This window comes from Paraburkholderia agricolaris (assembly GCF_009455635.1).
Lineage (GTDB): Bacteria > Pseudomonadota > Gammaproteobacteria > Burkholderiales > Burkholderiaceae > Paraburkholderia > Paraburkholderia agricolaris.
Window position 1 is genome coordinate 1,221,620 of sequence record NZ_QPER01000001.1, and the last position, 24,756, is coordinate 1,246,375.

The window sequence follows — 24,756 nt, forward strand, 5'->3', positions numbered from 1 at the left end:
GCGAATCAATGGGCCGTTTGCCGGACATGGACCTAACCTGATCAGAACGTACACAGAACCATGCAATTCCCGGAATCCTGGCTGAGAACCTTTGTCGATCCGCAACTGACGACCGATGAACTGTCGCACGCTTTGACGATGGCGGGTCTCGAAGTCGAAGACCTGCGGCCGGCCGCGCCGCCGACCTCGAAGATCGTCGTCGGCCAGGTGCTGGAGGTCGTCAAGCATCCGGATGCGGATAAGCTCAACGTGTGTCAGGTCGACGCCGGCACGGGCGCGACGCTGAACATTGTGTGCGGTGCGCCGAATGTCGCGCCGGGCATCAAGGTGCCGGTCGCATTGGTCGGCGCGCAACTGCCGCCGGCCGAAGAGGGCGGCACGCCATTCGCGATCAAGCTTTCGAAGCTGCGCGGCGTGGAAAGTCAGGGCATGCTGTGCTCGGCACGCGAACTGAAGCTCTCGGAAGATCATAGCGGCCTGATGATCCTGCCGGAAGCTACGCCGATCGGCCAGGACATCCGCGAAACGCTCAATCTCGACGACACGGTTTTCGAAATCAAGCTGACGCCGAACAAGGCGGACTGCCTGTCGGTGTTCGGCGTGGCGCGCGAAACTTCGGCGATTACCGGCGCGCCGCTGCGCCCGCTCGAGATCAAGCCGGCCGCAGTGACGCTCAACGAAACCTTGCCCGTCAAAATCTCGGCCCCCGATCTGTGCGGCCGTTTTTCGGGCCGCGTGATTCGTGGCGTGAATGCGCGCGCGAAGTCGCCGCAATGGATGGTTCAGCGTCTCGAGCGCTCGGGCCAGCGCAGCATTTCGGCGCTCGTCGACATTTCGAACTATGTGATGCTCGAACTCGGCCGTCCGTCGCACGTGTTCGATCTGGACAAGATCCACGGCGGCATGGACGTGCGCTGGGGCCGCAAGGGCGAAACGCTCAAGCTGCTGAACGGCAACACCGTCGAACTCGATGAAACCGTCGGCGTGATCGCCGATGAACAGCACATCGAAAGCCTCGCCGGCATCATGGGCGGCGACAGCACGGCCGTTACGCTCGACACCACCAACATCTATCTCGAAGCCGCGTTCTGGTGGCCGGATAGCATTCGTGGCCGCTCGCGCAAGTACAACTTCTCGACCGATGCCGGACATCGTTTCGAGCGCGGCGTCGATTACGCGACCACCGTCGACCACATCGAACGCATTACGCAACTGATTCTCGATATCTGCGGCGGCGAAGCCGGCCCGGTCGACGATCAGATCGTCAACGTGCCGAAGCGCGAGCCGGTGAAGATGCGTGTCTCGCGTGCGAACCGCATTATCGGCATCAAGATCGACGCGGACGAAATCGCGCAGATCTTCACGCGCCTCGGCCTGACGTTCGAACGCGACGGCGATACCTTCGCGGTGAACCCGCCGTCATACCGCTTCGATATCGAAATCGAAGAAGACCTGATCGAAGAGGTCGCGCGTATCTACGGCTTCGAAAAGATCCCCGCGCGTCCGCCGGTCGCCACCAGCGAAATGCTGCCGACCAACGAAACGCAGCGCTCGATCCACGTGATCCGTCACGCGCTTGCCGCGCGCGATTACGCGGAAACGGTCAACTTCAGTTTCGTCGACGCCGAGTGGGAACTGGACTTCGCCGGCAACGACAAGCCGGTACGTCTGCTCAATCCGATTGCAAGCCAGTTGTCGGTGATGCGCACCACGCTGTTCGGCAGCCTGATCAACGTGTTGCGCACCAACCTGAACCGTCGTGCGGCCGATCGCGTGCGCGTGTTCGAAGCCGGCCGCGTGTTCCTGCACGATCCGTCGATCAAGGCGGGTGAGCTGACGGTAGAAGGTTTTGCACAGCCGAAGATGATCGGCGGCCTCGCCTATGGTCCCGCTCTCGAAGAGCAATGGGGGGCGCAAACGCGTGCGGTCGACTACTTCGACGTGAAGGGCGATCTGGAAGCGGTGCTTGCACCGGCCGTGGCGAGCTTTGTGAAAGCGGGGCATCCGGCATTGCATCCGGGCCGCAGCGCGCGTATTGAACTGAATGGCCGCGCAGTGGGCTGGATTGGCGAATTGCATCCGCGCTGGATGCAAAAGTATGATTTGCCGCATGCGCCGATTCTGTTTGAAATTGAAGCGGAAGCATTAATGCAGCGGGTATTGCCCACTCCGGCGGATGTGTCTAAATTCCCACCGGTACGGCGTGATATTGCGCTAGTCGTCGATCAGAAAATCGAGGTGCAGGCGCTGCTGGACGAGCTTCAGAAGGCCCAATCCGAAGCGGCCTGCAAGGCTGTCCAGAAGGTTGCGCTTTTTGACGAATTCCGTCCAAAATCAAACACTTCCGGTGGTCTGGCTGCGCATGAGAAAAGCCTTGCGTTCCGTGTGACCTTGCAAGATACTGGCGGGACCCTTCAGGATGAAACGGTCGAACTGGCCATTCAAACTCTGGTGGAACGTCTGGCTCGAGTATATGGCGCACGGTTGCGTGGATAACCCGCAGTTAACATTTGCACGGCATTTTTCCGCAACTTCCGTTTCTGCTTGGCGCGCCATTTGATAGATATGAATGAAATGAACTCGAGTGATTTCGAAGCCCTTCTTACGGCGCAGCGTAGCGCCATGATTCGCGATATTCCGACATCACCCGCGGCCGTTTCTACCGAAACGCCGACGCTGACCAAAGCTGAACTTGCCGAGTTGCTGTTCGACAATGTCGGGCTCAACAAGCGGGAAGCGAAAGACATGGTTGAAGCATTCTTCGAGGTGATCCGCGACGCGCTGGAGAGTGGCGATAGCGTGAAGCTGTCGGGGTTCGGCAACTTCCAGTTGCGCGACAAACCCCAGCGTCCTGGCAGAAACCCGAAGACCGGCGAGGCGATTCCGATCGCCGCGCGCCGCGTTGTGACGTTCCATGCAAGTCAAAAGCTGAAAGCGCTGGTCGAGAACGGCGCTGAAGCGAGCTTCACGCGCTGATCGACTGGCGCGTCCCTGCGCAACCCACCACGACGGCTAACTGACGATGACAGCGACGATCGAAAAAGTCGTCTTGCCTCCGATTCCGGCGAAGCGCTACTTCACAATTGGTGAGGTCAGCGAACTATGCGGTGTGAAACCGCATGTGCTGCGCTATTGGGAACAGGAGTTCACGCAGTTGAGGCCGGTCAAGCGGCGCGGCAATCGCCGGTACTACCAGCATCATGAGGTGCTGCTGATCCGGCGGATTCGTGAGTTGCTGTACGAGCAGGGTTTTACGATCAACGGTGCGCGCAATCGGCTGGATTCGCACGGCGGCGGCGCCCACGGTGCGCCTGCTGAGATCGCCGGGGAAGGTGAGGACGTGGCGGCACCGGCAGCAAAAACGGCCGCGGTCGACGTGGAGCAGCTGCGCAAGGAGTTGCTGCACGTGATCGATCTGTTGGGCCACTAGTTGGCTTTGTTGGGCTCGGGCAGTTCTAATCGCCTGAAGTGTCTGTTATAATTTTTAGCTGTTCGGGGCGTAGCGCAGCCTGGTAGCGTACCTGCATGGGGTGCAGGTGGTCGGAGGTTCAAATCCTCTCGCCCCGACCAAGAGACATAGCCCGGTAAGTCAAGCCAGTATTGGTAAAGCCAATGCTGGTAAGGCTCACCGGGCTTTCTCGTTTACGGCTGTGTCTCTGGAGTGTGTCAATCCGCTGTGCGAAACTACGGAGATGACAGACATGCCCGTTACTCTTCCTGCTGGCGTTAGCCTTCGCGGCTCCGTGTATCACTTGCGCATCAGAGTGCCTAAAGACATCTAGCCTCGTCAATCGAATGGCAAGCTTGCCGTCGATGCCTATCGTGCAAGCCTCAAGACTTCGAACCGCAACGAAGCTGCCGTTAAAGCGCATGCCATCATCGCTGAGTATCAACGCAAGTTCGCGAAGCTTGCGGCCGACGCGCAACCGCTGCCCTACACGCCGATCACTGACGAGCTAGTTGCATACGTCGTCCAAAAAACCGAGCAAATGATTCTCGCGATGGATGACGTGTTGCGCCACAATCCAGCGTATTTTGCTCAGTGGTATGGCACCCGCAAATGGCAAGGCTACCGCATCACAGAAGCCCACCTCATGAGCCTGTTGCTATCTTTCCCCGCAAATCGGTGATGTCCGCTGCACTTCGCGCTCAAGCGACACCTGCTACGCGCCTCGTGCTTTCGAAAACAGCATGCCACGCGTTTTGGCGCCTGGCATCGCTTCACTGGGATCGTCCACGATCCGCCCGCTTTCGGAGCATGCGGGTGCCCTGTCCGCTATGGAGCGCGAACAATTTACCGTGACAGCCCCAACAATCACGGAACCGGAAGGCGCTTTGCGTTACTCAGCGATGGCGACGACTCACACTGATCGTCCGAATGCTTTGGCGCTCTAGATCTCACTTTGTACCCATGCAAATCTCGACACTCGTCAGGAAGTCAACTATGTCAATGGATGCGATGGAGCGTGCGCTCGCGGGGTTGGGTGCACTCATCGGAATTCCGGATCTGACGTTCGATGATGACGGCATCAGTCACCTCAAGGGCGACAAACAACAGCAGCTCGCGATAAAGCGGGATGACCGGAATTTCCGGTTCGTTGTGGTTGGACTTGTCGCGTTAGCGTTGCCTGAGTGGCTTGACCGGGCGGTCATTGAAGAACTGCTTGCGCTTGGACTGAGCCCGTTGCGAGAAGATGGGGCGGGCGTCGGGCTTGATTCGTCATCCGGGGCAATCGTGTTACATCAAAGCTTTCGGCTTGACCAGAACGATGCTGAACAGCTTCGTGACGGCCTCGTGCAATTCATCCGTTTGCAGACGCATTGGAGTGAGCGTCTGAGCTTCGCGACCATGGCCACACTGATGTGACGTACGCGGCAGCCTTCGCTGCCGGCTTGGAGCCTTCCGTTCATTGCCAGGTTTCACGGTGGCCAGCGCGGCATCACAGTGATGCGGACGAGCCCCGAATACCATTGCACAAGGAGATTGCGTGGATCCGATCACGCCAGGCCTCACCCCCGGGACGATATCAATTTCCTTGCCCGAGGGTGTTGCCAGATCGCAGCAACACTTTACGAGTGTGAAGAAGCCGGACAATTTTATCGACCGGCTATTTAGCGGTCTGTTTGCCAGTTGGTCGGGATTCAGCGTCGCGAAAGGTGGTGTTCTGGCCACACAGGGTTCCACGGGTGCGGGCGCGTCTGCGCCGGTGATCCGGGGCGCCACGATAGCAGGCGCTGTCGTCGAACCCATCACGATTATTCATTCGATTGTGGAAAGCGTGGGCGCTGCGGTCGTCCTTCGAAACGAGGTGTTGAACTACCAGAAAATTTCGCGCAAAGAGGAGGCCGCGCGTGGCAAGGCCGAAATTTACGTGCGCTTGAATTCGGAATATGACAGCCATTCGCTCAGGTTTTTGCGGGACGAAACGAGGAACGACGGAGTCGGCACGGACGGAATCGAGAAGGAGAGAACCGGGCGCCCCTCCCCGAAGGACATCTATGTCGGCGGCGCAAAAGACGCTGTTCATTATCTGAAGTACAGCAAGGCCAGCAGTGATCGCCAGGGCGCTCAACGAACGGTTAGCCGCGTCGCGATCTATTTTGCCCGGGATTGCGTGGCCCAGCTTGCCGGTGTGGGCAACCGCCTCGCGTCCGCGTCCGTCACGCTAGTGGGCCTGCTCGGACGAAATGCGGTACAGGTTTCGTCCATCGCGTCGGGTGTGGCAGGCGGCGCTTTTGCGATGCTTAGTGGGCTGTTGCACGTGGTCCAGGGAGGGCTGGAAATTCGCCACGCCTCGAAAGCGATTTCCGCGGCTCAAAGCGCCAAGGCTCGGGCGGGCAGCTTTGCCGACGGAGGGCGGGTTAGCGTGGATGTACTCGCGAGCAATGCGGCTTGGGAAACACCCGCAGGCAAGCTGCGTGAACGAAAAATTGCCAAACTGACAGAGGCAGCCGGCAGGCTGGGGAAGACCTCGAAAGAAGAGTTGGCACAGGTCAAAAAGGTGATCAAACACTGCTTTTACGCGTTCGAGAAGAACCAGGATACGTCGATCGCCACGAACAGGCGGGCGATCACTGCGGCAAAGTGGAGAATTGCATTCGGTGCGGCAGGAATCGGTATTGGCGTTGCGGTGACGGCGCTGACCGTTATCGGCACCGGTGGCGTTGCACTGCTCGCGATTGGCGCAGTTTCCGCGCTGTTGGGGGTGGGGTGGACAGCGTACGCATGCATCAAGTATCGCAGGGTGGTCCGCGAGACCGGGGAAACCTGCAACGCGGGCGTGGCGTTCAAGGCGCAAGCGCGAAAACTCCTCGATCTTCCACTTGGGGAGGCCGAGAGCCAGTTTCTGAGCACGATGCGGACCAATGGCTATGCGGCGGGCGCATTGCTTGCAAGATACATGGAGGGAGCCAAACAGGCTTCGATGCTGGATGAAGCCGCTGATACACGGCGACGGAACGGTGCAGACTATAAAGCGCTGGTTAGCGAGGCCTGCCACACCTTTATTGCCTCGATAGATGAGAAAAATGCTGGCGCTAAAGACGAGATCGTTGGATTAGCACGTGGCGTCTCTGAGGACGGATTGCCGGGCACCGGAAATGTGGATGACAAAATATTGCCGAGGCTCGGGTTAAGCGATGTGGAGCGGTTAACCCGAATTTGCGAGGCGTACAGGGACTTCGACCAGGAGCAGAGAGTGAGACTGGCGCAATATCTCGGCGCTTTGTCCGGAAGGGAAAATGACGAAGCCTACATTGCGTCATTGATCTTCAAGCAGCTCCACGGCGGTGAGTTCAAGGTGTCAGACCTCGTACTTCGCCGGAAGATGGCAACGCGCTTTTTGCTACTGACGGGAATGGAACGAATTGACGTGCGTGCGATTAAAAGCACGGTGGCACTCGATCTTCACCCGGATACGGTTTTCCAGATTATCGAAGGCTACATCGTAGGCGACACCTCGCGTCAGCGGAACTTCGAACGTTGACGATTTATGTGTGAAACCGGTTGTCAGCAAGCGGATCGACGTTTCGGATTCAGCCTCACGGGGCGGTCAACGCGATCGGCGGCGTCGCGCACGGGCAGTAGGGGAACGATTTCACGTCAGGGGTACATACCGTGACGTACAGAACGGAGACTGTTTCATGGATGTCGAAGTACCATCCAACTACGCTCGGGTAACGCAAGCCGCTCGCGGCACCGCACCGACTTCATCAGGCCTGGTTTCGGGACACTCGTCGAAGAGACTATCTCCACGTGCGGGTTTGCTTGAAAAGTGCAGCGCGTTTCTTGACCGGATACTGGGACGTGTGTCGATCCAGGAGTCGAAGTCTGTCGTTCCCCGTATTCCGCTTTCCGAATGCTGCGCGAAAATCGATCAATGGGCCGCCGACCTCGAGGTTCCCGACGGCGAGTTTCGCGCGCCCGCGGCGGTGCTCATCAAGCACGCACTTTACTCATCGGATCTCGAGCTGGATCTGACGCCATACGGCGTGCTGGCGCTGCCTGCCGAAGTCGCCGTTGCACTGTCGGGAAAGCGCGTCCTTTACGGGCCGATTCTTTGCGGTTCGGCTAGCACACCGCTGACGGCGACGCTGCTGCGTGCCCGCTTCGACGCTCACATAAAAGCCTGGGTTGCGTGCTCGCGAGCGGAGATTTGCGAGCAGCGAGCAGTGGCTGCCAGACGGATCGGCGCTTTCCTCGACAACCCAAACACGGACGTCCTCGACCTCCGGCGGCTCTCCCTGCTCTCGTTGCCGCCGCAACTCGGCGCGCTCGACGAGCTATGCCGGCAGACCGGACACAAACCGCTGCGGCAACTCGTCATCTACTGGAACAAGCTGAACGTGCTACCGGATTCGATCGGCATGCTGCGCGATCTCGAGGTTCTCGACGCCTCGTATAACGAAATCACAACGGTATCCGAGTCGATTGTCCGGCTCGACAAACTGCGCAGTGTCGATCTGACGAGAAATGGCCTGAAGTCGCTGCCGGGTGCGTTGTGCGCGCTACCGGCTCTGACGCGCCTGTGCCTTACGCAAAATGGCATCAGTGCATTGGGAGACGGGATCGGCCAGTTGGCGACGTTACAGGAACTCGACATCAGTGACAATCCGCTGGCCGACCTGTCACCCGGGTTCGGATTGTTATGCGCGCTGCACATCCTGAACGGTTCCAGAACACGTATCAGGTCGTTACCGGATACGTTTGTCAATCTGGTGTCCTTGCGCGTTCTTAAGCTGGTGGACACGCCACTCGAATCGTTGCCTGAGCAATTCGGAAAATTGACTGCGCTCGAACAGGTCGATCTGTCCGAAAGCAACCTCGCCGTAGTACCTGAATCGATCGGGGGGCTGTCCAAGCTGCGTTTTCTCGCGCTAAATCTCAATCCGCTTATTTGTTTGCCGTCCTCGATCGGCGAATTGTCCGAATCATGCCTGATATACGCGTCTCCCGAGCATTTCGTGCCGGAGGAAAAAGAGCGCTTGGAGAGCAATACAGGGGCCGGTCCGCGCGTGCGGTTCGGCAAGCCTTCTGACGAACAGAACGGGCGTACCGAACGCGGCTTGCAGGCGGCACTGAAGATGTGGCTGCCGGCACTGCAAGCGCAAAGCGACGAAGGAAAATGGAGACTATTTCTGGACACGCCATACTGGCGCGACTTCGCCGAGTTGCTGACCCGTCTCAAGGAGACGGCCGAGGCACGTGTGCCGGCCACGCGCGCGCAACTCGCGACGCGCGTGTCGAACGTCGTCGATGCGTTGGCGGTATCGGCGACGCTTCGGGTCACCGTGTTCGATATCGCGCGCGAGGCACTGGGACAGTGTGGCGACCGCGTCGGCTACGGGCTGCAAATGATCGAATTTGCCGTGCTCAATGCCCAGGCCGAATCGGGCGATCTCGATACGGTCGCGCTGGTCACAACGGGCCGGCAAATGTGCCTGCAGTCCGAACTGACGCGCATTGTCATCGAGAAACTGCAAACGCTGAGCGACAAGGAAACAGTAGAGACGTACCTCGGCTATCAGGTCCGGTTGAGAGAACTTGGCGTGGATCTGCCGGGCGGTGCGCCGGGCATGAACCACTGGGCAACATCAGGGCTCACCAACGAGGACATCGAAATCGCCGGTGCGAGGTTGAAAGCGCTGTCGCTCGATGGCAATGAGCAGATGAAGGTCTTCCTGCGCGATTATGGCCCACTGAAGGCGTACGTCGAGCGTGTGTTCAAGGCGGAGCTCAGTGAGGTAGACGCGTTGTTCCGCGACGAGGGTGAAAGGCTCGCTGTGCGGCCTGACGAGATGAGCTATGCCGCGTACGACAAACTTGCGCGCGGTTACATTGAGCGCAAGGAGCGCGCATGGCTCGATAAACGCAACGAACTGATTGATGCAGTCGTCGCGGACGCGAAGGCATCCGCAGCCGAAGCCGCGACGACCGCAAGCACGGGCGGCGGGTTGAACGATTGACGCTACCGCGTGCGGCAGAGCACCGAGAAGGCTCCAGGCGGATAGGTCGGATATGGAACCGGCGTGTACTCGTTGTTACTTACCCGTTGACCAGTATGAATTGGATGCAACGGGTGAAGCGGTTTTTCCTTGAGGAGCGTTTGCCATTACGGGAATTTTTTCTGCTTCATTCCTTTTGAGGAGCAATGAACCATGGTGACGAATTCCACTTCGGCTGTATCCAGATACGCGGGTGCCAATATTCCGATCGCGAAGGTATTCGTCGAAAGTCAGCAGCCGATGCGGCAGATCGACGATTTCGACGAGGAATTTTCGACTGAGTTTGCTACCGACAACTCCGACGTGGCTCCACATATCCAGGTTGGTGAGGAGCCGGTAGACTTTTCGAAGAAGCAGCCTGAGCAAAGCGCGGCGGACTATCTTAAAGAGGTTCTCGCGGAAAAGTCGCTGTGCTCCGGACTTGATCAGGATGAAGTAAAAAGTTTGTGCCGGCTGGTTTGCAATAATCTGACGAACGACGGCGTAATGGGTCGGGCGCTTTATCATCTGGGAGAAACGACGCATGAGAAAAAAGGGCAGTTGAAACTAAACGACCCCACTTCATGGATCAGAATTACGCCGACCGAAGAGGGGTTTCTTGTGCACAAGACGGTTGTCGCTGCCACGATATCCGTAACTGGAAAAGACGGAAAACTGGAAAATGAGGGGTACCACGATGGCGCTGCCGCGAAAATAGATTTCCGGGTCTACTTTCATTACTCCCAGAGCAATGCGGCGACGCATGCATTGAAGACGCTGCTCGGTGTCGAAACCAGCGCAAAGTACCTAGGGGGCGCATACCCCGTGAGCCTGGATGTCGAAACGCGTTCGGCGGATTACCGGGAGTCGATTACTTCGCACAAGGCCACCATTTGGCATTTCCTCGCTAATTTCTTCGCGCAGCTATTCGATGCGCCACGCAGCTACCTCTCCACGGCCAGCAGTGCTGCGTACAAGGAAATGGACGAAACGCGCCACCCGCAAATACCGCTGTCCGCCGGCGGCACAAGTAGATCCACGCTGCTTCTTAACGACAAGCATGTGCAAATAGCGCCGATTCATGCGGACGCGCTCATCGCCTGCGGACTCTCGCCGGATGCCTACTCATTGGCCGATCAGAAGAGCAGGGCTTCCGACCTGGATAAACTCCGTACTCGCAATGAACAAAAGAGATCAACGCTGGAGCTTTGTGAGGATGCCCAGAAAAAAATCAACGAGATCTTTGACAAAGCACTGGAAAGCGATCCTGATTTTCAGCACGAGATAAAAAAGCTTAAAGGTCTTGAAGAGAAAAAGAAGCGTGACCGAGTCGGCACTGGCCCAGGCGCTTTTTCTGAACAGGAGTTCAAGGAGACTATCCTCGGTCTGCCGAGCGCAAAAGGCCGCTCGGAAGCCGACATAACCACTTACATGGAGAAGATAAAGGACGAAGCGGGAGATGGCTGTGGAATGAAGATGATCTACGACTGTATCAGGCGGGCAGGGCCTATTTCTCATCCATCTGGAGGAAAGGATAGCGCTGCCTCGACGTCTCATGAAACGCATGTGAGCAATCTGGTCGTCAATTTAGACAAGAAAATTCGGAGTCTTGAAGAAGACGTCAATGACACAGGGAATGATGATATCAAGGAGCAGGCGGATAAAGTGGCCAAGATGGAAAATAAAATCCGTCTTGATACCAACCTGACAAGACCGGTCAAGCAAGCGGAAAAGGTCCTTGAAAGATTAAAAAAAGAACTGCATAACAAGACCAGACTCTTTGATCTCGAGTTTTCAAGGCGACGTGAAGCTGATTCGGATTGTGCGATGCGTGCATTGGTAGACAGCCTTGCGCCGCAAGCGCATGTTGCCGAATTGAAGCGCGTGCGTCTGGATGGTAATGGCCACAGTCAGATACCCCATACGCCTGCCGCAATGTTGATGTACGCAATGCGTCGGGCAGACAATGCCTTGCAATCCCTAGATGTTACGGCGCGAAACGCTAGCGCCGAGGCAAGACATGAGCAGCTTGAAACTGCTGCCCAGGCTATCGTCAAAACGATGGCGAATGAGACGGATAAGCGTGTACTCTACAACGAAGTGATTACCGCCGTGGCTATCTCCTTCCGGGCCGATACGGTCGCCTCGCGAGAACATAATGTCAGGCATTGCGAAGTCTCGGAAATCTGCAAATCAAATTTTGCAAATGGCCAGAACCTGCTGAAACTGTTTGCCAATGCGCTCGATGCAGCGCAATACAAAAAAGACACGGACGATTTGATGAAACTGCAGCGGCTTGAGTACAATCATGATCCGAAAGACAGAGACGCCAGAGACGTATTACGCAAAAAATTCGGCTCACTGGAGCCGCCGCCCGGATCGGTGGCCAGCATGGCACAGCTGATGTGATTCGGGCGTCGACATGCACGGCAAGCATCCGAATCAGGCGCTCAGAAAGATGAACCGGTGCGGCCCCTCTTGCAACGCAAGATATACCCACCGGCCAGATGGCCGACTTCCCACGCCGTTGCGCGCATGGGAACTTCGCCGGTCACGCCGTTACTGAATGCCGGCGTGGCGCCACTTTTCAAAATAAAAGGCACGCAAGGAGTTCGTGTCGCGTGATCGCGATTCGATTTAAAAGAGGTCTTTGCTTTCCGGAAACACAAAATGAATCGGGTCTTGTTTGCCGAAGAAAATCTCCGCATCGGGCAGGCCGTGGCCGACTATTTGCGGCCATTCAGCTTCAATACCAGAATTGCGTCGAATTGCGACCAGACACTGTTTTTTTTCAGGTCGTTCCAGCCGGACATTATCGTAGTGAACCAGCATTTGCCGACCGGTGGCGCACTTGAAATTTGCCGCCAGATTCGCCGGGTCGGCGATACCCCGATCCTGATCGTCGGACGCGGAGACGAGCCGTTCGAAAGCGTGTGTGGACTCGAAGTCGGCGCGGACGGCTATGTTGCAAGTCCGCTGGAGCCGCGGGTATTGCTCGCGTGGGTGCGGGCGCTGTTGCGCCGCGCCGCGGGAAAGGTCCACTCGCAAGCCGGCGAGGACATCGTGTATGGCAACCTGCGGATCGTGCCGACCCAACATGCGGCATATTGGCACGACAAGCGTTTGCGGATCACGCCACGCCATTTCGAGCTACTACTCATACTCGCGCGCAGCGCCGGCCAGGTCGTGTCTCGCGAACAGATCGTGCGCGAGATGCGCGGCCTGCCGTTCGACTGCTTCGACCGCTCAGTGGACATGGCCGTTTTCCGGCTGCGAAAATGCGTAGGCGACGCGGCCAGTGAGCCGAGGAAGATCCGGACCGAGCGCGGCCGTGGCTATGTGCTCTGTCCGCAGTCGTGGGACTGACGGAACCGCACCGCCTTCGGATGCACAAGCCGCCCGCTGCGGCGCGGATGCCTGGACGGCATCATGCAGCCTTCTGGATAATGCCCTTTAGCGTGTCGCCGATCTCCTTCACGATAGTCGAATCGAGCTGAACGAGCATCGACCACGATTGCAGCTTCTGTTGCATCAACAACATATCCTTTTGAGTGGGCTCGGGCCCGAGCTGGCTGAGGGCGTTCTGCAGATCGGTTTCGGTCTGGTCGACAGAGGTGCCTATCACGTTGGCGAAACCGCCGATGCTAATTGAGTTTGACGAGCTAAAGTTCGGCATGGGGTTGGTCTCCGTAACAAAAAAACGCGAACGCTCAGTGCTGCCTGGGGCCGGCGACGAGCAACACCGCGCGTGCCGCCTCGGTGGCCTTGCGCAACGCGAGCAGATGTTTGAACGTGTCCGGCGGCGATTTTTTGCGCAAGGCCTGTTCGATGCGTTGCGCGATATCGTTGATCTGGGCGCGCAGCATCTGCGCGTGTGCGAGACCGTCGGGCATCGACAGTCTGTCTTCGAGTTCGGTCATTGCACGCGGCTCGTGGCTGCGCTCAGCAGGAAAAGAAGTCATCGTTGCACCATCAGGGTACGGGGGGAATCGAAGACGATGCGGTCCGGCTCGATTGCTTTCAGGTGCCATCCGCTATAGATGCCGCCCGGTGCGACGATCGTGCCATCCGCCGTCATGATGTAGGGATTGTTACCACCCACCACCGAGCGGATCGCGAACGGTAACGGATTGCTCGAGTAGCCGGCGGTGTCGCCGGTGCCGGGAAGGCGCGCAAGGAAGGCGACGCGATTGCGATAGTGAGCGTCGAGTTGCTGAAGCACATCGTTGACCGACGCCTGCCGCCCATCGGGAATGTTGCCTCCGACCACGATCCGCTGGCCGTCCCATTGCGCATTCGCATGCGTGAAGCCGGCCGCGACCAGCGCGTCGTCGGTACGCTTCACAATGTCGTCGGGGTAGTCGATCGTGCCGGTCTCGATCAGAAAATCGGGCAGCGCGCTGCGTAGACGCTGTGTCACCGCTTCGACCTGGCCTGGATTCAACGCGGCGCCCGTCAGCGTGATGACACGTTGTTCGTCGTAATCGAGGCTCAGTAGCGGCGCGTACGAGTCCAGCAGCGAGCGCGTGATGTTCCTGATGTCGTCGCCGGTCAGCACGTTCAGCGCGGGGCGCGGCGTGACTCGCGAAAGCTGGTTGGCGAGGTCGTCGTAGCTGTCACGGTCCGGCACCCGGCCTGACACCACAAACACGCCGTCCGCGCGACGCGACACGCGCAAGCCGGACCATCGGGGCGCGGCGAGAATTGCGGCGAGCGGGGTGGGCGTTACCGGTGGAGCGGGTCTCGCCGGCGGCGCGATCTTCACGGCTGATGCTCTGGCGGAGGTCGGCATGGGCGCGGCGCGCAGTAACTGCGTGAGCGACGGAAGCCGCGGCGTCAGCAGGCATGCCAGCCCCAGCAGCAAGCTCGCAAGCAAGGCGTGACGCCGTGTCGCGGTGGGTTTGCGGCGCGGCGGCAAAGGCCGGCTCTCGGCGTCCGCCGGCTTGCTGCGCTGGCCGTCCGCTGGCGTACTGCCGCTCGCGCCTACGGCCACTTGCTGCCAGTGTGTCGCGTCCTTGATCTCGCTGCCGCCCGGCGCGATAGCGAGCCATACGTCGTCGCCGAGGCGGAGCGCGAGTGGCATGGGTATCCATGCGCGAGGAGCCGGCGCGTCGCCATGCACGTCGCTTGCGTCGGCGTGCACCAGCACATCCCAACCGTCGGTGCGCGAGCGCAATTCGGCGTGGCGCGGCGCAATCGACGCGTCGGCGAGCAGGATGTCGTTGCTGTCGCCCTGGCCAATGCATACTACCTGCGCGCCGCCACGCGCCGGCAACGGCACGCGTGAACCTGCATGAATACCTGAGGCGATATGCAGTTCTTCCAGGGCGTGCGAAGTGGTATCGTCGCTATTCATGAGGTCGGAGACAGAACAAGGAGAACGATATGGCACACCGTGACGTACTGAGCACCACGCTCGAGCATCGAGGCGACGCGCTCGTTGTGACGCTCGTGGGCCGGCTCGACAGCAGCGTAGCCGAGAATTTGCATCAGATGCTGCGCGACGCGATCGTGCCCACCGTGCGGCGCCTCGTGATCGACTTGAACGGGCTCGACTACATCAACTCGGCGGGCTTGCGCATCGTGCTGATGGTCGGCAAGCAGATTCACGGCGCCGAAGGCCGTGTGATTTTCGTCGGCCTGCACGGCATCGTCGAGGAAGTGTTCGGCACGTGTGGCTTTCTGATTATCTTCGACACCGCGCCCTCGCTCGAAGCCGCGCTCGGCGCACCCTGACGCGCGGCGCGCCAGCCATGCAGCCTCACGCCGACTCCGGGCGGACCTTGGGGGGAGCGGGCGTAGAAGCGGGCGTCGTTGCATGAGATTGGCCGGGCGGCGGGTGGTGGCCTGTAGCAATTCAACTTGGTCGAGGTCCATCACAGCCCGATACGTCCTAACGGCTGGATGGTGGTTTCGGTCGCGAGCTCCTGATACGACACCACGGCAAGCTCATACAATTCCTCTTCGATCATCTTTCGCAGATAACGGCGAATATCCATCGACGTCAGCAGCACCGGGCGCAGCGTGGCGTGCGCGAGATCGCCCACTGTTTCACGAATGCTCTGCATGATCTGGCGCGAAACCTCGGGGTCCAACGCGAGATAGCTGCCGGACGAGGTTTGCCGCACCGAATCGCGGATCGTTTCCTCGACATCGGGCGTGAGCATATAGGCGCTCAACACGTTCTGGCCGTTGGTGTAGTGATGGCTGATCTGCCGCTTGAGCGCCGAGCGCACGTATTCGGTGAGCAACACCGAATCCTTTTCCTTCTGGCCGAATTCGAGCAGCGTTTCGAGTATCGTGCGCACGTTGCGAACCGACACGCCTTCGCTCACGATGCGCTGCAGGATCTCGGCAATGCGCTGCGGCGGCAGAATCCGTGTCACCTCCTTGATCAGTTCGCCAAACTGTGCTTCAAGTCCGGAGAGAATGGAGCGGGTTTCCTGTACGCCGATGAAATCCGCCGCATAGCGCTTGAGCACGGCCGCAAGATGAAAGGTAACGATGCGGGTGGGGTTGAAGAAGGTGATGCCGGCATCGCCAAGTGGTTTTTCCAGTTTCGCGGATACCCAGAGCGTAGGAACGCCGGGCAGAAAATCCACTCCGCTTTCGTAGGCGACGCCGAGCGCGTCGAGATTGCGCGGGTTCTCGCGCACGAGTAACTGTGCTGGCCGCAGGTATCCCGATGTCACCGGCACTTCATTGAGCAGAATGGCGTAGCGGCCCGCTTCGAGTTCATTGTTAAAGCGCAGCTGGATACCAGGGAAGGGTACCCCCAGATCGTGATACAGCGCACGACGCACGACACCCAGTTCCTCGTTCAACGCCGCCTGATCGAGCGAGCCCTGCAAGCCCGCCGACACGTCGAGCATTACCGGCACGGACGCGGAATACTCCATCGCACTGTGCTTTGCGCCTCCTTTGCCGTCGTGTCCCGCGCCGCCGCCCACGGACGCCCGTTGGTCGCCTTTGCCGCCCGGCGAAATCTGCGTCAGCGCATAGCCGACTATCGCGATTACCACGCTCAAGGCGAGAAACACGCCACCGGGCATGCCAGGAATGGCCGCCATGGCGAGCATCGCGGCAGCGGCGATCAACAGCGCGCGCGGTTGGGCGAGCACCTGCGAGGTGATGTCTGCACCCACGTTGCTCGCTTCTTCACCCTCGGGCGACACGCGCGTCACGATCATGCCCGCGCTGATGGCGATGAACAGGGCGGGGATTTGCGCGACGAGACCGTCGCCGATCGTCAGCACCGAATAGGTCTGCATGGCCTCGGCCGCCGACATGCCGTGCTGCATCGTGCCGATGATGAGGCCGCCCACCAGATTCACCGCGACGATAATGAGCCCGGCGATCGCGTCGCCCTTGACGAATTTCATCGCGCCATCCATCGCGCCGTACAGCTGACTCTCTTTCTCCACGATCGAGCGGCGGCGGTGCGCTTCTTCCATGTCGATCGAGCCGGCGCGCAGATCGCCGTCAATGGACATCTGCTTGCCCGGCATCGCATCCAGTGAGAAGCGCGCGGCCACCTCCGCGACGCGTTCCGCGCCCTTGGTGATCACCACGAACTGGACGATCGCGAGAATCAGGAATACTACGAGGCCGACCACCAGATTGCCGCCCACGACAAAGTTGCCGAACGTGTAGACGATGTGACCGGCGTCCGCCTGAAGCAGGATCAGGCGCGTGGTCGCGATGCTGATGGCGAGCCGGAACAGCGTGGTAATCAGCAAAACCGAAGGGAACGACGCGAACTTCAGCGCTGAGGGGAGATAGAGCGCCACCAGCAGCAGGATGATGGCCACGCTCATGTTGAAGGCGATCAGCACATCGATCAGGATCGTCGGCAGTGGCAGGATCATCATGAAGATGATCGCGATCACGCTGGCGGCGAGCACGACGTCGCTGCGCGAGGTCGCGCGCACGACAATGCGCTGAAGGCGAGTGCGCAGGGTGTTCATCGCGAGCTCACTCCATTGCGCGGGTTGCGTCGCGCGCGTCGGGCGTTGTCGGTGCGGACGAATCCGCCTGCAACTGAAGGAATTGCAGCATCGCCTCCCTGGCCGCGCCGGCATAGCCGAGCGCGCTCAACGCGCGTGCTCTGAGCATCAGCAGAAATGGCGGGCGCGGCGCGCCGGCGCCGAACGCCTCGATGATGTCGAGTGCTGCCCGTGCGTCGCCGGTGTCGAGCCGCGTGAGCGCGCGCAATCCGGCGGTCTGGGCGCTTGTGTCGCCGCAGAGCCACAGCGTGTCGAGCAACGCGCCCGCCTGCGCTATGCGGCCCTGGCGCCAGAACAGATAGCCGAGCGAGGCGAGCGCGCCCTGCAGATCGGACTCGCCTGGCTCGGTGAAGTAAACGGTCGACATCACGGGCTATCCTTGGTACAGAGCGTTCTTGTAGAGATGCAGGAGTTCGTACAGCCGGTCTTGCTCGTTGAGGACGGCGAGCGCGGTGTCGAGTGTGGTTTCATGTTCCGGGTAGGCGTGCCGGAGCTTCTTCAGATGGGTTCGCAATCGTCGGCGTTGCTGTGAGAGCGTGTGCGCGTCGGCGGCCGCGGGCGGGCGCCATAGCGCCTGCTCCAGATAGCCGTCGAGGCGTGCGCCCGAGAACATCTGCGCAAGACGGTTCGGTTCCGGCGTGTCAGGGCGCGTGAGCCGCAGCGAGCCGGGCAGTGGCGGCGAAGTGTCCCGGTTGTCGACAACGCGGTCTATGCCGTGTTCGAACGATGGCGGGACGGCTGGGCGGATAGCGACCATGGCCGGACGTTACGGGCGGCGAACGCGCGCGAACAGCGTGTCGCCGGTCGTGCGCAACGCCGTCTCGTCGAATGCGAGCGGGGTGTGACGCGCCGCAGCCACCAGCAGCGGACCGGTATCGCCAGGCACGATACCGATGCCCACGAGCGGTTCGTGCGTATCGTCGGTGAGCCAGTTATCCAGCAGCGCAGGGAGCGTCTCCTCGAGATAGGCGTCCACTACCGGCGCGCTCGCGTAGACCAGCACGTCGTGGCCGCTGAAGTCGACCGTAAGGGACGCGCCGTCCTCGAACGACAGTTGCGCGACGTGCTCCGGCCCGCTTTGCCAATGGGCGAGGCCGAGACTGCGGCCATAATCGTCGAGCGTGGTTTCAATCATGTCAGGCGTGGCTCCGGATTCGCCGCGTCGGCGGCCATGTCGGCCTGATCCAGCGCGGCCTGCACCGCGTCGATCACTGCGCCACGCTGTCTGTCGCTGCCGTATGCCTGCACCGGCAGTTGCTTGACGAGCGTGAGCATCTGGTTCATGAACGACGCGCGTGCCGATGGTGCGCCGATGCCAAGTTCGTTGGCGAGCTTTTCGAGGTCGAACGACGTGGGCCGCGCGTTGTCGACGAACACAAGCAGGCCCATCATCAACGTTTCCGTGCGCGGGTCGGCATCTGCGTCAGCAGCCACGTTGGGCCTCCCCAAGTTTGACGAGCTTCATGATCCTGGTGCACTGAACCACGACCGTGTTCAGGCACTGGCAGATCGAACCGTGCCGGTTCAACTGAAACTGCGCGAGCCGCCCAGGCGCGGTGCGGACGGCCAACTGATCGCGGCTGAGCGCCGAGTTCGCGAGATCGAGCACCTGGGGGAGCGACTTACCCGGACACGCTTCCTTCATCTTGCGCAGGTTCGTCAACATGCCGTCGACGCCGGATACCATCTGGCAATATAGATGCCCGAATGTCGACGACGCCGCGGTCGGCAGACTGGTGTCGCGCGCGCATTCAAACGCGGCGAGGTTCGCGCGGATCTCGTCGGCATGCTCTGTTTCGTGCAATCGGAGGGCCTCGCGGAGCAACTCGGGACGGCCGCTTTCGGCGCTGCCGCGCTGCTCCTCGGTATCGAGTGTATGACGCAGCGCCAGATACTTCTCCATCGGACTTTTGAAGCGACGCAGCGTGCTGTCCAGGATGCTTTGGGCTTCGCTCGCGTCGCCTAAATATGCCTCGATCCCGAACCCTTCCAGGTCCTCCAGCACTTCATCGAGACCGTTATCGGCGTCCGCGTCCGAACGCGCCGCGCCGTCGTCATGGTTCGTGCCGCGCTTGCGGCCGATCTGGCGAAGCGAGCGGATGTATTCGGCGATCTCGCCCGGTTCGAAGCTCACCTCGCCGGAGCGCACGACGCTGATGCGCTGTTCCGACGTGGTGCGGCGCGGCGGCACGCTGCGCTGCACGAGCAACGGCACCGGCGTCGCAACGGCTTGCGGTCCGCGCGTTCGTTCCGAACGTTCAGTGTTCGAGGTGCCGCGCGCCCGGACTCCCTGGTTCAGATTGACGGCACGCTGCTTCTGGCCAATATCGGGCGACATGGTGAATACCTGCAAAGCGGGCGGGCCCGCGTGAGTCGGATGGGCGCCGGGTGCGTCGCGCCGGCGCTCGAATGGATGGTCTGATTGCCTGGTGAGTAACAATCGCACGCGTTCGGTTCCCACGCACGCATGCACGCAGCGTGGGTTAGCGCGGGCGAGGCAGTTTGGCCCGGCAGGCACTCGTGAACTTCAGGCGCCGTGCCCGTCAGGTGTCGTGGCCGGATGGACCGAGGTAGGTCACGCTGACGCAGGCAATGTCGTCGGAAGGCGCGCGGCCGTTTTCGAATTGCCGGACCGTGTCGATGATCCGCGTGGGCAGCGTCTGCGAATCGACTTCGGGAATGTCGCGAGGTGCGCCGCTCAGCGCGCCACCAAGCGCGCGCAGCAGGCGATCCTTGCCGAACAGGGAGCCATCTTCGGAGAACGCTTCGCTGACGCCGTCGGTGTAGAGGAACAGCGTGTCGCCCGGCGCGAGCGTGAGTTCGGCCTCGGCAAAACAGTAGTCGTCGACGATACCGAGCGCGGGATTGCCTTGTGCCGCCATGAATGTGCAACTGGCGGCCCGGCACAATACCGGCGGCGGGTGTCCGCAGATCACGTAGGAGAGACGGCCGGTGCGTAGATCGAGCACACCGTGAAACAGCGTCACGAACATCTGCTGTTCGTTGTCCACCGCGAGCCTGGCATTCAGATCGCGCACGCGGCGGGATGGCGAAGGGCTGTGTGAAGGCGCGCCACCGTTATTGAGCAGCGTGCGCACCAGCGCCATGAAGAGCGCGGCCCCCACGCCCTTGCCGGAGACGTCACCGATATCGATCGACAGTCGATGCTCGTCGAGCAGCGTATAGCCGTAGAAGTCGCCGCCGATTTCGTTGGCCGGCACCATGCTCGCCGCGATACGTACCGCCCGGGTATCAGGCGCCGCGCGCGGCAGGATCGACTGCTGGATTTCGCGCGCAATGGCGAGTTCGCGTTGCAGCGCGGCGAGGGCGGTTTTCGCTTCGACCGAGCGCGACAGTTCGGCCAGCAACTGGACCACGCGCTCCTGTTGCGACGCGATGTAACCGGTCATTCGGCTCAGCGTGGCCGATAGCGCGAGCAGCTGGTTGCCCGCCGGTGCGTGGCCGGCGTCTTCCAGTTCGAGCAGGATCGAGTTCTGCTCGTCGTTGTCGAGCCGCTTCGACAGGCTGCGCAACTGCGTGCGGATCATGTCTTCCTGACGTTGCCAGGCGAGCTGGCGCTCGTCGCGCAGCAGGTTCAGTTCGATCAGCGCCCTGCGGATCTCGCCGACGTGGCGTGAGATTTTACCGAATGAGCCCGGCAATTCGTCATCCTCAAGGTCAAGGCGCGCTGCGGTATCGAGCACGGCAAGGCGGCGGGTGACCGACGCGATGCGTTGCAGCGCGCGCGACAGTCCCTGAACGAGTACGGCCAGACAAGCGATGCCGGCGAACACGGTTAGACCAATCGCGGCGACAGTCAGCAGAAAATGACGCTCTGCCGCGGTGAGCATCGTGCCGAGCGCGCGCGCGGCGACCAGCAGGCCGACTGCGTGGCCGGCCGGGTCGTCGATCGGCATGGAGATCGTCTCGTAGCGCTCGCCTTCGATGACTGGCGAGGCGAGCGCGCCCTGGCCGAACGGCAGCCGGCGCGCCTCGTCGCCCAACGCCGTTGTCCCGCTTGCCATCACTTCGTTGCCGTGTACGTTGATCAGAAAGATCTGCGCGCCGGTTGCCGCCGCGATGCGCGCGAGCGCCGGTTCCATATCGGCGCCGAGCGCGAGGTAGCCGAGCGTGCCGGCGCAACGCAAGGTGGTCGCGCGGACCCACAGGTAGCGGTCGTTGCGCCACGGGATCGGACCGCCGATCGCGCGTTCCGGACGCGCCGCAAGTGTCCTGCGCATGACGTCGCCAAGGAGCGGCTGTATCCGTGAGCCTGAGCGGTTCGCGTACAGCCGTGTCCCGTCGGCATCGTAAAGCTCGATCCAGCCGGGGGACGGGCGCGTCGCCACGGTGTCCCGCAGCACGCGCGCGAGCGCGTCGCCATCGTGGGCGCGTAGAGCCTTGCATAGCTGGCGTGAATTCAGCAGAGTTCGTGCTGTGTCATCCAGCAGTTCGAGCTGGTCGTGCTGCGCGTCCAGCCACATCCAGCGCAGCGACTGGATCGCGATCTGTTGCGAGGCGTCGGCGTTCAAGCGGTAGCTCCTCGCAATGAACCATCCGCTGATGCAGCCGACCAGCGTGAGAAGGGCCACCGAGGCCAGCAGGAAGCGGTTACGCGAGAGCATGGCGGCGCGCGAGCGTGCTGGAGCAGAGCCACGCGATGCATACGAGGATGGCGCCGGCGCCGAGGTAGACGAGCGCCGGATCGAGCAGCAGGCCAGGCAGCAGGTTCGCGCTTGCCGCGAGCGTGCCGGCGGCGAACGCCGCGCAGTCGGCTCGCGCGAGCGCGACGACCGGGGCGTGAGCGCGCCGGTACAGCCGCGTGCGGCAACGCATGCTGAGCCACAGCACGGCGCCCGGCACGAGCGGCGCCAGCCAGTGTGTGGTCCAGCCGACCAGCGCCAGAAGCACCAGTGCAAGCATTTGCCATGAAGTGCGGCGTGACGGCTCGCGAGTGCCGGCCCATGCACAGCAGCACAGTACGGCAGCCGTCACGCTGCTGAGCGTCGGGCCCTCGCGCAGAATGATGTCGTCGAGCGCGCCGTGCAGGAGCATCCCGCAGCCCGCGCCCGCGAGCAACGCGCACAGCCACTCCGCGATGCGCGGCGCCTGCTCCGGACGCGCGCGCAGTGCAGCGCTCGAGGCCGACGCGTGCAGTATCGTCATCAGACCCACGCCCTCGGCGAGCGACAGCAGCACGATGGTGCCGGACGGACTCATTCCCTGCACCGCGAGCAGGCCGAACAGCGGGCCGATCAGCAGCGCGCCGAGCACCGCGCCCGCACTCGCAATGTGACGCTGGCGTGCCTGCTGGTCGAAAACCAGCGTTGCGCGCAGGCCGAGCATGGCGGCCGCGCCCAACAGCACCTCGGGCAGCGGCGCGGCTTCGACGATCAGGCCGACCTGGGCGAGGCCCGCTGTGGTAAAGAACAGCAGATACTGCGTACCGGGACGCTGCCGTCCGAGGCTGCCGGCAAGCGCGCCGGCCACGAACGCGAGCCGTCCGGACGGCGCGGGGTGCAGTAGCAGTGCCGTCACTGACCATGCCGAGGCGTGCAGGATCGCCGCGAAGCGGTGATAGCACGCCATGCTGACGGTCAGTCGCTGAACTCGCGCGGGCGCGTCCAGCACGTCGGCGCCCTGCGTGCGCGCGGCGAGTTCGCGCAACAGCGTTTGTCGCGCGGCGTTCGTCTCGATTCGCGCGCGCGATTCGGCGAGGCGCGCGACGCGCTCATAGCGTTCGCTCAATGCCAGCATGCGGCTTGCGAGCAGCGGTGCGCGCAGGTCGGCGTCGCAGCGGCGGGTGCCTTTCCAGACGTGATTGAAGCGGCCGTGCGCAGCGTTGTAAATGAGTCGCCGCACGACCCGTTCGCGTTGCCAGGGGCCGCGCTCCAGCGAAAAGCGCAAGGTTTCGCGGCCGAGCACGGCAACGCCGAGCGTCAGCAACAGGGTGACGAGGCCGATCTCCGTTATATCGCCCATGCTCAGCCGGGCACGCGCCGAAACGGTCAGGCGCGCGCCGGCGAGCGCGCCGTCCGGCACGCGGACTGTGTATTGCGCGCTACTGGCGGCTCCATTGCGGTTTCGTACCGCGACGAACTCGCGTGCTTGTGGGCCGGTGTCGTCGTGCAGTGAGATCGCATCGACGTCCTCGAGCTGGGCGAGGTGGCCTTGCAACAATGCCGTGATGGTGGCGGGGCGGTCGCGGCCGGCCAGTTGGACCCGGCTCACGAGAGCGAGCTCGTGCGCGACGCGCAGAGCATGGAGGCGGGCGTTGGGTATTGCTTCGGCGGCGCGCGATGCCGACAGACTATAGAGCGCCTCGGCGCCACACAGCACGGTCAGCACGATCGCTACCGCGAGCGTCAGCCACGCGAGCCGCGCGTGCATGCGTCCCCTTCGCAGGCTAGTCATCGCGAGGGCCTTCTTTCGAGAGCTGTCGCTCAGCGAAGGCGAGCCGCACCTCGGCTTCCTGCACGCGTGCGAGCGCGGCGGCGAGCGCGTCTTCGTGCGGACAGTCAGCCGCGGCGGCACCGCTGATGCGCTCCAGTTGACGGCGCACAAAGCCGGTCAGCGGACGATAGATGAGCCAGAAGGCGACGCACGCCATCCCCAGCACCAGGGCGGTGCCTGCCATGTCCGGCATGCCGGCCGAAAGCACGGCGGGAGTTGCCGCCGACGGCAGCGAAAACGTCACGCCCACATATGCCGCGTGATCGCGCAAAGGCGGGTCGAGCGCCACGACATAGGTGGACAGGCCGTCCGTCTCGGTACTCCAGTGCGCGGCGGCCGACGGCTGCCAATGGCGCGGCGCGGCGAGCCAGGCGGCCGGCACCGGCGTGCCGACCGCGCTGCCGTCGGTGCTATACAGTGTGCGCCCGTTGAGCGCGAAGACGTCGATCGAAACGAGTTCAGGATGGTCAGCCCATGTTGCCTGCAGGAGATGGCCAATCCGGCTCGCGTCGTCGTCCGCGGATGCGGACGGCAGCGCGCCGATGCGATCGCGCAACTCCCAGGCGGTCGCGCCCAGTTGTTCGACCTCCTCATTGTCATGGAGCGCATGTTGCACTGACTGAAGCGCGCGATGCGTCAGCGCCGTGCAGACGGTGAACGTCGCGAGCCACGGCCACACGGTCTGGGTGAACAGCCTTGCGGCGTGCCGGCGGCGCGTGGACGCCACGCTTTCTACGGTACGGCTGGAATGTACGCGAAATGCTTTGTACACTGCCCGAGGCCGTTGGACGAATTGCATCATCCGGCGCAGCAG

21 protein-coding genes and 1 tRNA gene are annotated in these 24,756 nt (G+C 61.6%); 10 read left to right on the forward strand and 12 right to left on the reverse strand.

Features of this window, described 5'->3' with window-relative positions; translation table 11 throughout:
* The first annotated feature begins 60 nt into the window (after nucleotides 1-60).
* From pheT to GH665_RS05605, 9 genes are all read left to right on the forward strand, one after another.
* A complete protein-coding gene (gene pheT, locus GH665_RS05565) occupies nucleotides 61-2,496 on the forward strand; it encodes a phenylalanine--tRNA ligase subunit beta (protein WP_153134992.1) in 2,436 nt (811 codons plus the stop codon).
* A gap of 69 nt (nucleotides 2,497-2,565) precedes the next feature.
* A complete protein-coding gene (locus GH665_RS05570) occupies nucleotides 2,566-2,976 on the forward strand; it encodes an integration host factor subunit alpha (RefSeq protein WP_028200202.1) in 411 nt (136 codons plus the stop codon).
* A gap of 46 nt (nucleotides 2,977-3,022) precedes the next feature.
* The gene (locus GH665_RS05575; protein ID WP_153134993.1) at nucleotides 3,023-3,430 is read left to right on the forward strand and encodes a MerR family transcriptional regulator; all 408 of its coding nucleotides are present in this window, start codon (nucleotides 3,023-3,025) and stop codon (nucleotides 3,428-3,430) included.
* Nucleotides 3,431-3,493: 63 nt separating this feature from the next.
* A tRNA-Pro gene (locus GH665_RS05580) sits at nucleotides 3,494-3,570 on the forward strand.
* A gap of 874 nt (nucleotides 3,571-4,444) precedes the next feature.
* The gene (locus tag GH665_RS05585; RefSeq protein WP_167530906.1) at nucleotides 4,445-4,867 is read left to right on the forward strand and encodes a CesT family type III secretion system chaperone; all 423 of its coding nucleotides are present in this window, start codon (nucleotides 4,445-4,447) and stop codon (nucleotides 4,865-4,867) included.
* A gap of 121 nt (nucleotides 4,868-4,988) precedes the next feature.
* Complete coding sequence (locus GH665_RS05590; protein WP_153134995.1) at nucleotides 4,989-6,986, forward strand: hypothetical protein; 1,998 nt, start codon at nucleotides 4,989-4,991, stop codon at nucleotides 6,984-6,986.
* Between the two features lie 157 nt (nucleotides 6,987-7,143).
* Complete coding sequence (locus GH665_RS05595; protein WP_153134996.1) at nucleotides 7,144-9,465, forward strand: NEL-type E3 ubiquitin ligase domain-containing protein; 2,322 nt, start codon at nucleotides 7,144-7,146, stop codon at nucleotides 9,463-9,465.
* A gap of 192 nt (nucleotides 9,466-9,657) precedes the next feature.
* Nucleotides 9,658-11,892: a hypothetical protein gene (locus GH665_RS05600; protein ID WP_153134997.1), complete on the forward strand. Its 2,235-nt coding sequence runs from the start codon at nucleotides 9,658-9,660 to the stop codon at nucleotides 11,890-11,892.
* A gap of 261 nt (nucleotides 11,893-12,153) precedes the next feature.
* The gene (locus GH665_RS05605) at nucleotides 12,154-12,849 is read left to right on the forward strand and encodes a winged helix-turn-helix domain-containing protein (protein ID WP_153134998.1); all 696 of its coding nucleotides are present in this window, start codon (nucleotides 12,154-12,156) and stop codon (nucleotides 12,847-12,849) included.
* Between the two features lie 61 nt (nucleotides 12,850-12,910).
* Here the strand turns inward: GH665_RS05605 and GH665_RS05610 are convergent, their stop codons facing one another.
* From GH665_RS05610 to sctD, 3 genes are read right to left on the reverse strand one after another with little or no spacing between them, the layout of a single operon-like run.
* A complete protein-coding gene (locus GH665_RS05610) occupies nucleotides 12,911-13,159 on the reverse strand; it encodes an EscF/YscF/HrpA family type III secretion system needle major subunit (protein ID WP_153134999.1) in 249 nt (82 codons plus the stop codon).
* A 34-nt stretch (nucleotides 13,160-13,193) separates the two neighbouring features.
* Nucleotides 13,194-13,445: an EscE/YscE/SsaE family type III secretion system needle protein co-chaperone gene (locus GH665_RS05615; protein WP_167530907.1), complete on the reverse strand. Its 252-nt coding sequence runs from the start codon at nucleotides 13,443-13,445 to the stop codon at nucleotides 13,194-13,196.
* Nucleotides 13,442-14,839, reverse strand: coding sequence for a type III secretion system inner membrane ring subunit SctD (gene sctD / locus GH665_RS05620; protein WP_153135001.1), 1,398 nt, complete (start codon nucleotides 14,837-14,839; stop codon nucleotides 13,442-13,444). Before sctD ends, GH665_RS05615 begins: the two co-directional genes overlap by 4 nt.
* A gap of 29 nt (nucleotides 14,840-14,868) precedes the next feature.
* On the opposite strand from sctD, the gene GH665_RS05625 reads away from it, so the two are divergent.
* Nucleotides 14,869-15,219: an STAS domain-containing protein gene (locus tag GH665_RS05625; RefSeq protein ID WP_153135002.1), complete on the forward strand. Its 351-nt coding sequence runs from the start codon at nucleotides 14,869-14,871 to the stop codon at nucleotides 15,217-15,219.
* 140 nt (nucleotides 15,220-15,359) lie between these two features.
* On the opposite strand, the gene sctV is transcribed toward GH665_RS05625, so the two are convergent.
* From sctV to GH665_RS05670, 9 genes are all read right to left on the reverse strand, one after another.
* The gene (gene sctV / locus GH665_RS05630) at nucleotides 15,360-17,450 is read right to left on the reverse strand and encodes a type III secretion system export apparatus subunit SctV (RefSeq protein ID WP_153135003.1); all 2,091 of its coding nucleotides are present in this window, start codon (nucleotides 17,448-17,450) and stop codon (nucleotides 15,360-15,362) included.
* Nucleotides 17,451-17,457: 7 nt separating this feature from the next.
* The gene (locus GH665_RS05635) at nucleotides 17,458-17,856 is read right to left on the reverse strand and encodes a hypothetical protein (protein ID WP_153135004.1); all 399 of its coding nucleotides are present in this window, start codon (nucleotides 17,854-17,856) and stop codon (nucleotides 17,458-17,460) included.
* A gap of 6 nt (nucleotides 17,857-17,862) precedes the next feature.
* The gene (gene sctX, locus GH665_RS05640) at nucleotides 17,863-18,246 is read right to left on the reverse strand and encodes a type III secretion apparatus assembly protein SctX (RefSeq protein WP_153135005.1); all 384 of its coding nucleotides are present in this window, start codon (nucleotides 18,244-18,246) and stop codon (nucleotides 17,863-17,865) included.
* Between the two features lie 9 nt (nucleotides 18,247-18,255).
* Nucleotides 18,256-18,624 (reverse strand): type III secretion system chaperone family protein, encoded by a 369-nt coding sequence (locus GH665_RS05645; RefSeq protein ID WP_153135006.1) that lies wholly within the window; start codon nucleotides 18,622-18,624, stop codon nucleotides 18,256-18,258.
* A complete protein-coding gene (locus tag GH665_RS05650) occupies nucleotides 18,621-18,923 on the reverse strand; it encodes a TyeA family type III secretion system gatekeeper subunit (RefSeq protein WP_153135007.1) in 303 nt (100 codons plus the stop codon). The genes GH665_RS05645 and GH665_RS05650 overlap by 4 nt, the downstream gene beginning before the upstream one ends.
* Entirely contained in the window at nucleotides 18,913-19,827 is a 915-nt protein-coding gene (locus tag GH665_RS05655; RefSeq protein ID WP_153135008.1) for a hypothetical protein, read from the reverse strand. The genes GH665_RS05650 and GH665_RS05655 overlap by 11 nt, the downstream gene beginning before the upstream one ends.
* A 205-nt stretch (nucleotides 19,828-20,032) precedes the next feature.
* The gene (locus GH665_RS05660) at nucleotides 20,033-22,114 is read right to left on the reverse strand and encodes a PP2C family protein-serine/threonine phosphatase (protein ID WP_153135009.1); all 2,082 of its coding nucleotides are present in this window, start codon (nucleotides 22,112-22,114) and stop codon (nucleotides 20,033-20,035) included.
* Nucleotides 22,101-23,903: a hypothetical protein gene (locus tag GH665_RS05665; protein WP_153135010.1), complete on the reverse strand. Its 1,803-nt coding sequence runs from the start codon at nucleotides 23,901-23,903 to the stop codon at nucleotides 22,101-22,103. Before GH665_RS05665 ends, GH665_RS05660 begins: the two co-directional genes overlap by 14 nt.
* Entirely contained in the window at nucleotides 23,896-24,669 is a 774-nt protein-coding gene (locus tag GH665_RS05670) for a hypothetical protein (RefSeq protein ID WP_167530908.1), read from the reverse strand. Before GH665_RS05670 ends, GH665_RS05665 begins: the two co-directional genes overlap by 8 nt.
* Nucleotides 24,670-24,756: the final 87 nt, after the last annotated feature.

What these genes read in the sequence shown, in the direction of transcription:
- pheT (WP_153134992.1), top strand. Translation starts at nt 61, where the DNA reads ATGCAATTCCCGGAATCCTGGCTGAGAACCTTTGTCGATCCGCAACTG.
- GH665_RS05570 (WP_028200202.1), top strand. Translation starts at nt 2,566, where the DNA reads ATGAATGAAATGAACTCGAGTGATTTCGAAGCCCTTCTTACGGCGCAG.
- GH665_RS05575 (WP_153134993.1), top strand. Translation starts at nt 3,023, where the DNA reads ATGACAGCGACGATCGAAAAAGTCGTCTTGCCTCCGATTCCGGCGAAG.
- GH665_RS05585 (WP_167530906.1), top strand. Translation starts at nt 4,445, where the DNA reads ATGTCAATGGATGCGATGGAGCGTGCGCTCGCGGGGTTGGGTGCACTC.
- GH665_RS05595 (WP_153134996.1), top strand. Translation starts at nt 7,144, where the DNA reads ATGGATGTCGAAGTACCATCCAACTACGCTCGGGTAACGCAAGCCGCT.
- GH665_RS05600 (WP_153134997.1), top strand. Translation starts at nt 9,658, where the DNA reads ATGGTGACGAATTCCACTTCGGCTGTATCCAGATACGCGGGTGCCAAT.
- GH665_RS05605 (WP_153134998.1), top strand. Translation starts at nt 12,154, where the DNA reads ATGAATCGGGTCTTGTTTGCCGAAGAAAATCTCCGCATCGGGCAGGCC.
- GH665_RS05610 (WP_153134999.1), bottom strand. Translation starts at nt 13,159, where the DNA reads ATGCCGAACTTTAGCTCGTCAAACTCAATTAGCATCGGCGGTTTCGCC.
- GH665_RS05615 (WP_167530907.1), bottom strand. Translation starts at nt 13,445, where the DNA reads ATGACTTCTTTTCCTGCTGAGCGCAGCCACGAGCCGCGTGCAATGACC.
- sctD (WP_153135001.1), bottom strand. Translation starts at nt 14,839, where the DNA reads ATGAATAGCGACGATACCACTTCGCACGCCCTGGAAGAACTGCATATC.
- GH665_RS05625 (WP_153135002.1), top strand. Translation starts at nt 14,869, where the DNA reads ATGGCACACCGTGACGTACTGAGCACCACGCTCGAGCATCGAGGCGAC.
- sctV (WP_153135003.1), bottom strand. Translation starts at nt 17,450, where the DNA reads ATGAACACCCTGCGCACTCGCCTTCAGCGCATTGTCGTGCGCGCGACC.
- GH665_RS05635 (WP_153135004.1), bottom strand. Translation starts at nt 17,856, where the DNA reads ATGTCGACCGTTTACTTCACCGAGCCAGGCGAGTCCGATCTGCAGGGC.
- sctX (WP_153135005.1), bottom strand. Translation starts at nt 18,246, where the DNA reads ATGGTCGCTATCCGCCCAGCCGTCCCGCCATCGTTCGAACACGGCATA.
- GH665_RS05645 (WP_153135006.1), bottom strand. Translation starts at nt 18,624, where the DNA reads ATGATTGAAACCACGCTCGACGATTATGGCCGCAGTCTCGGCCTCGCC.
- GH665_RS05655 (WP_153135008.1), bottom strand. Translation starts at nt 19,827, where the DNA reads ATGTCGCCCGATATTGGCCAGAAGCAGCGTGCCGTCAATCTGAACCAG.
- GH665_RS05660 (WP_153135009.1), bottom strand. Translation starts at nt 22,114, where the DNA reads ATGCTCTCGCGTAACCGCTTCCTGCTGGCCTCGGTGGCCCTTCTCACG.
- GH665_RS05665 (WP_153135010.1), bottom strand. Translation starts at nt 23,903, where the DNA reads ATGACTAGCCTGCGAAGGGGACGCATGCACGCGCGGCTCGCGTGGCTG.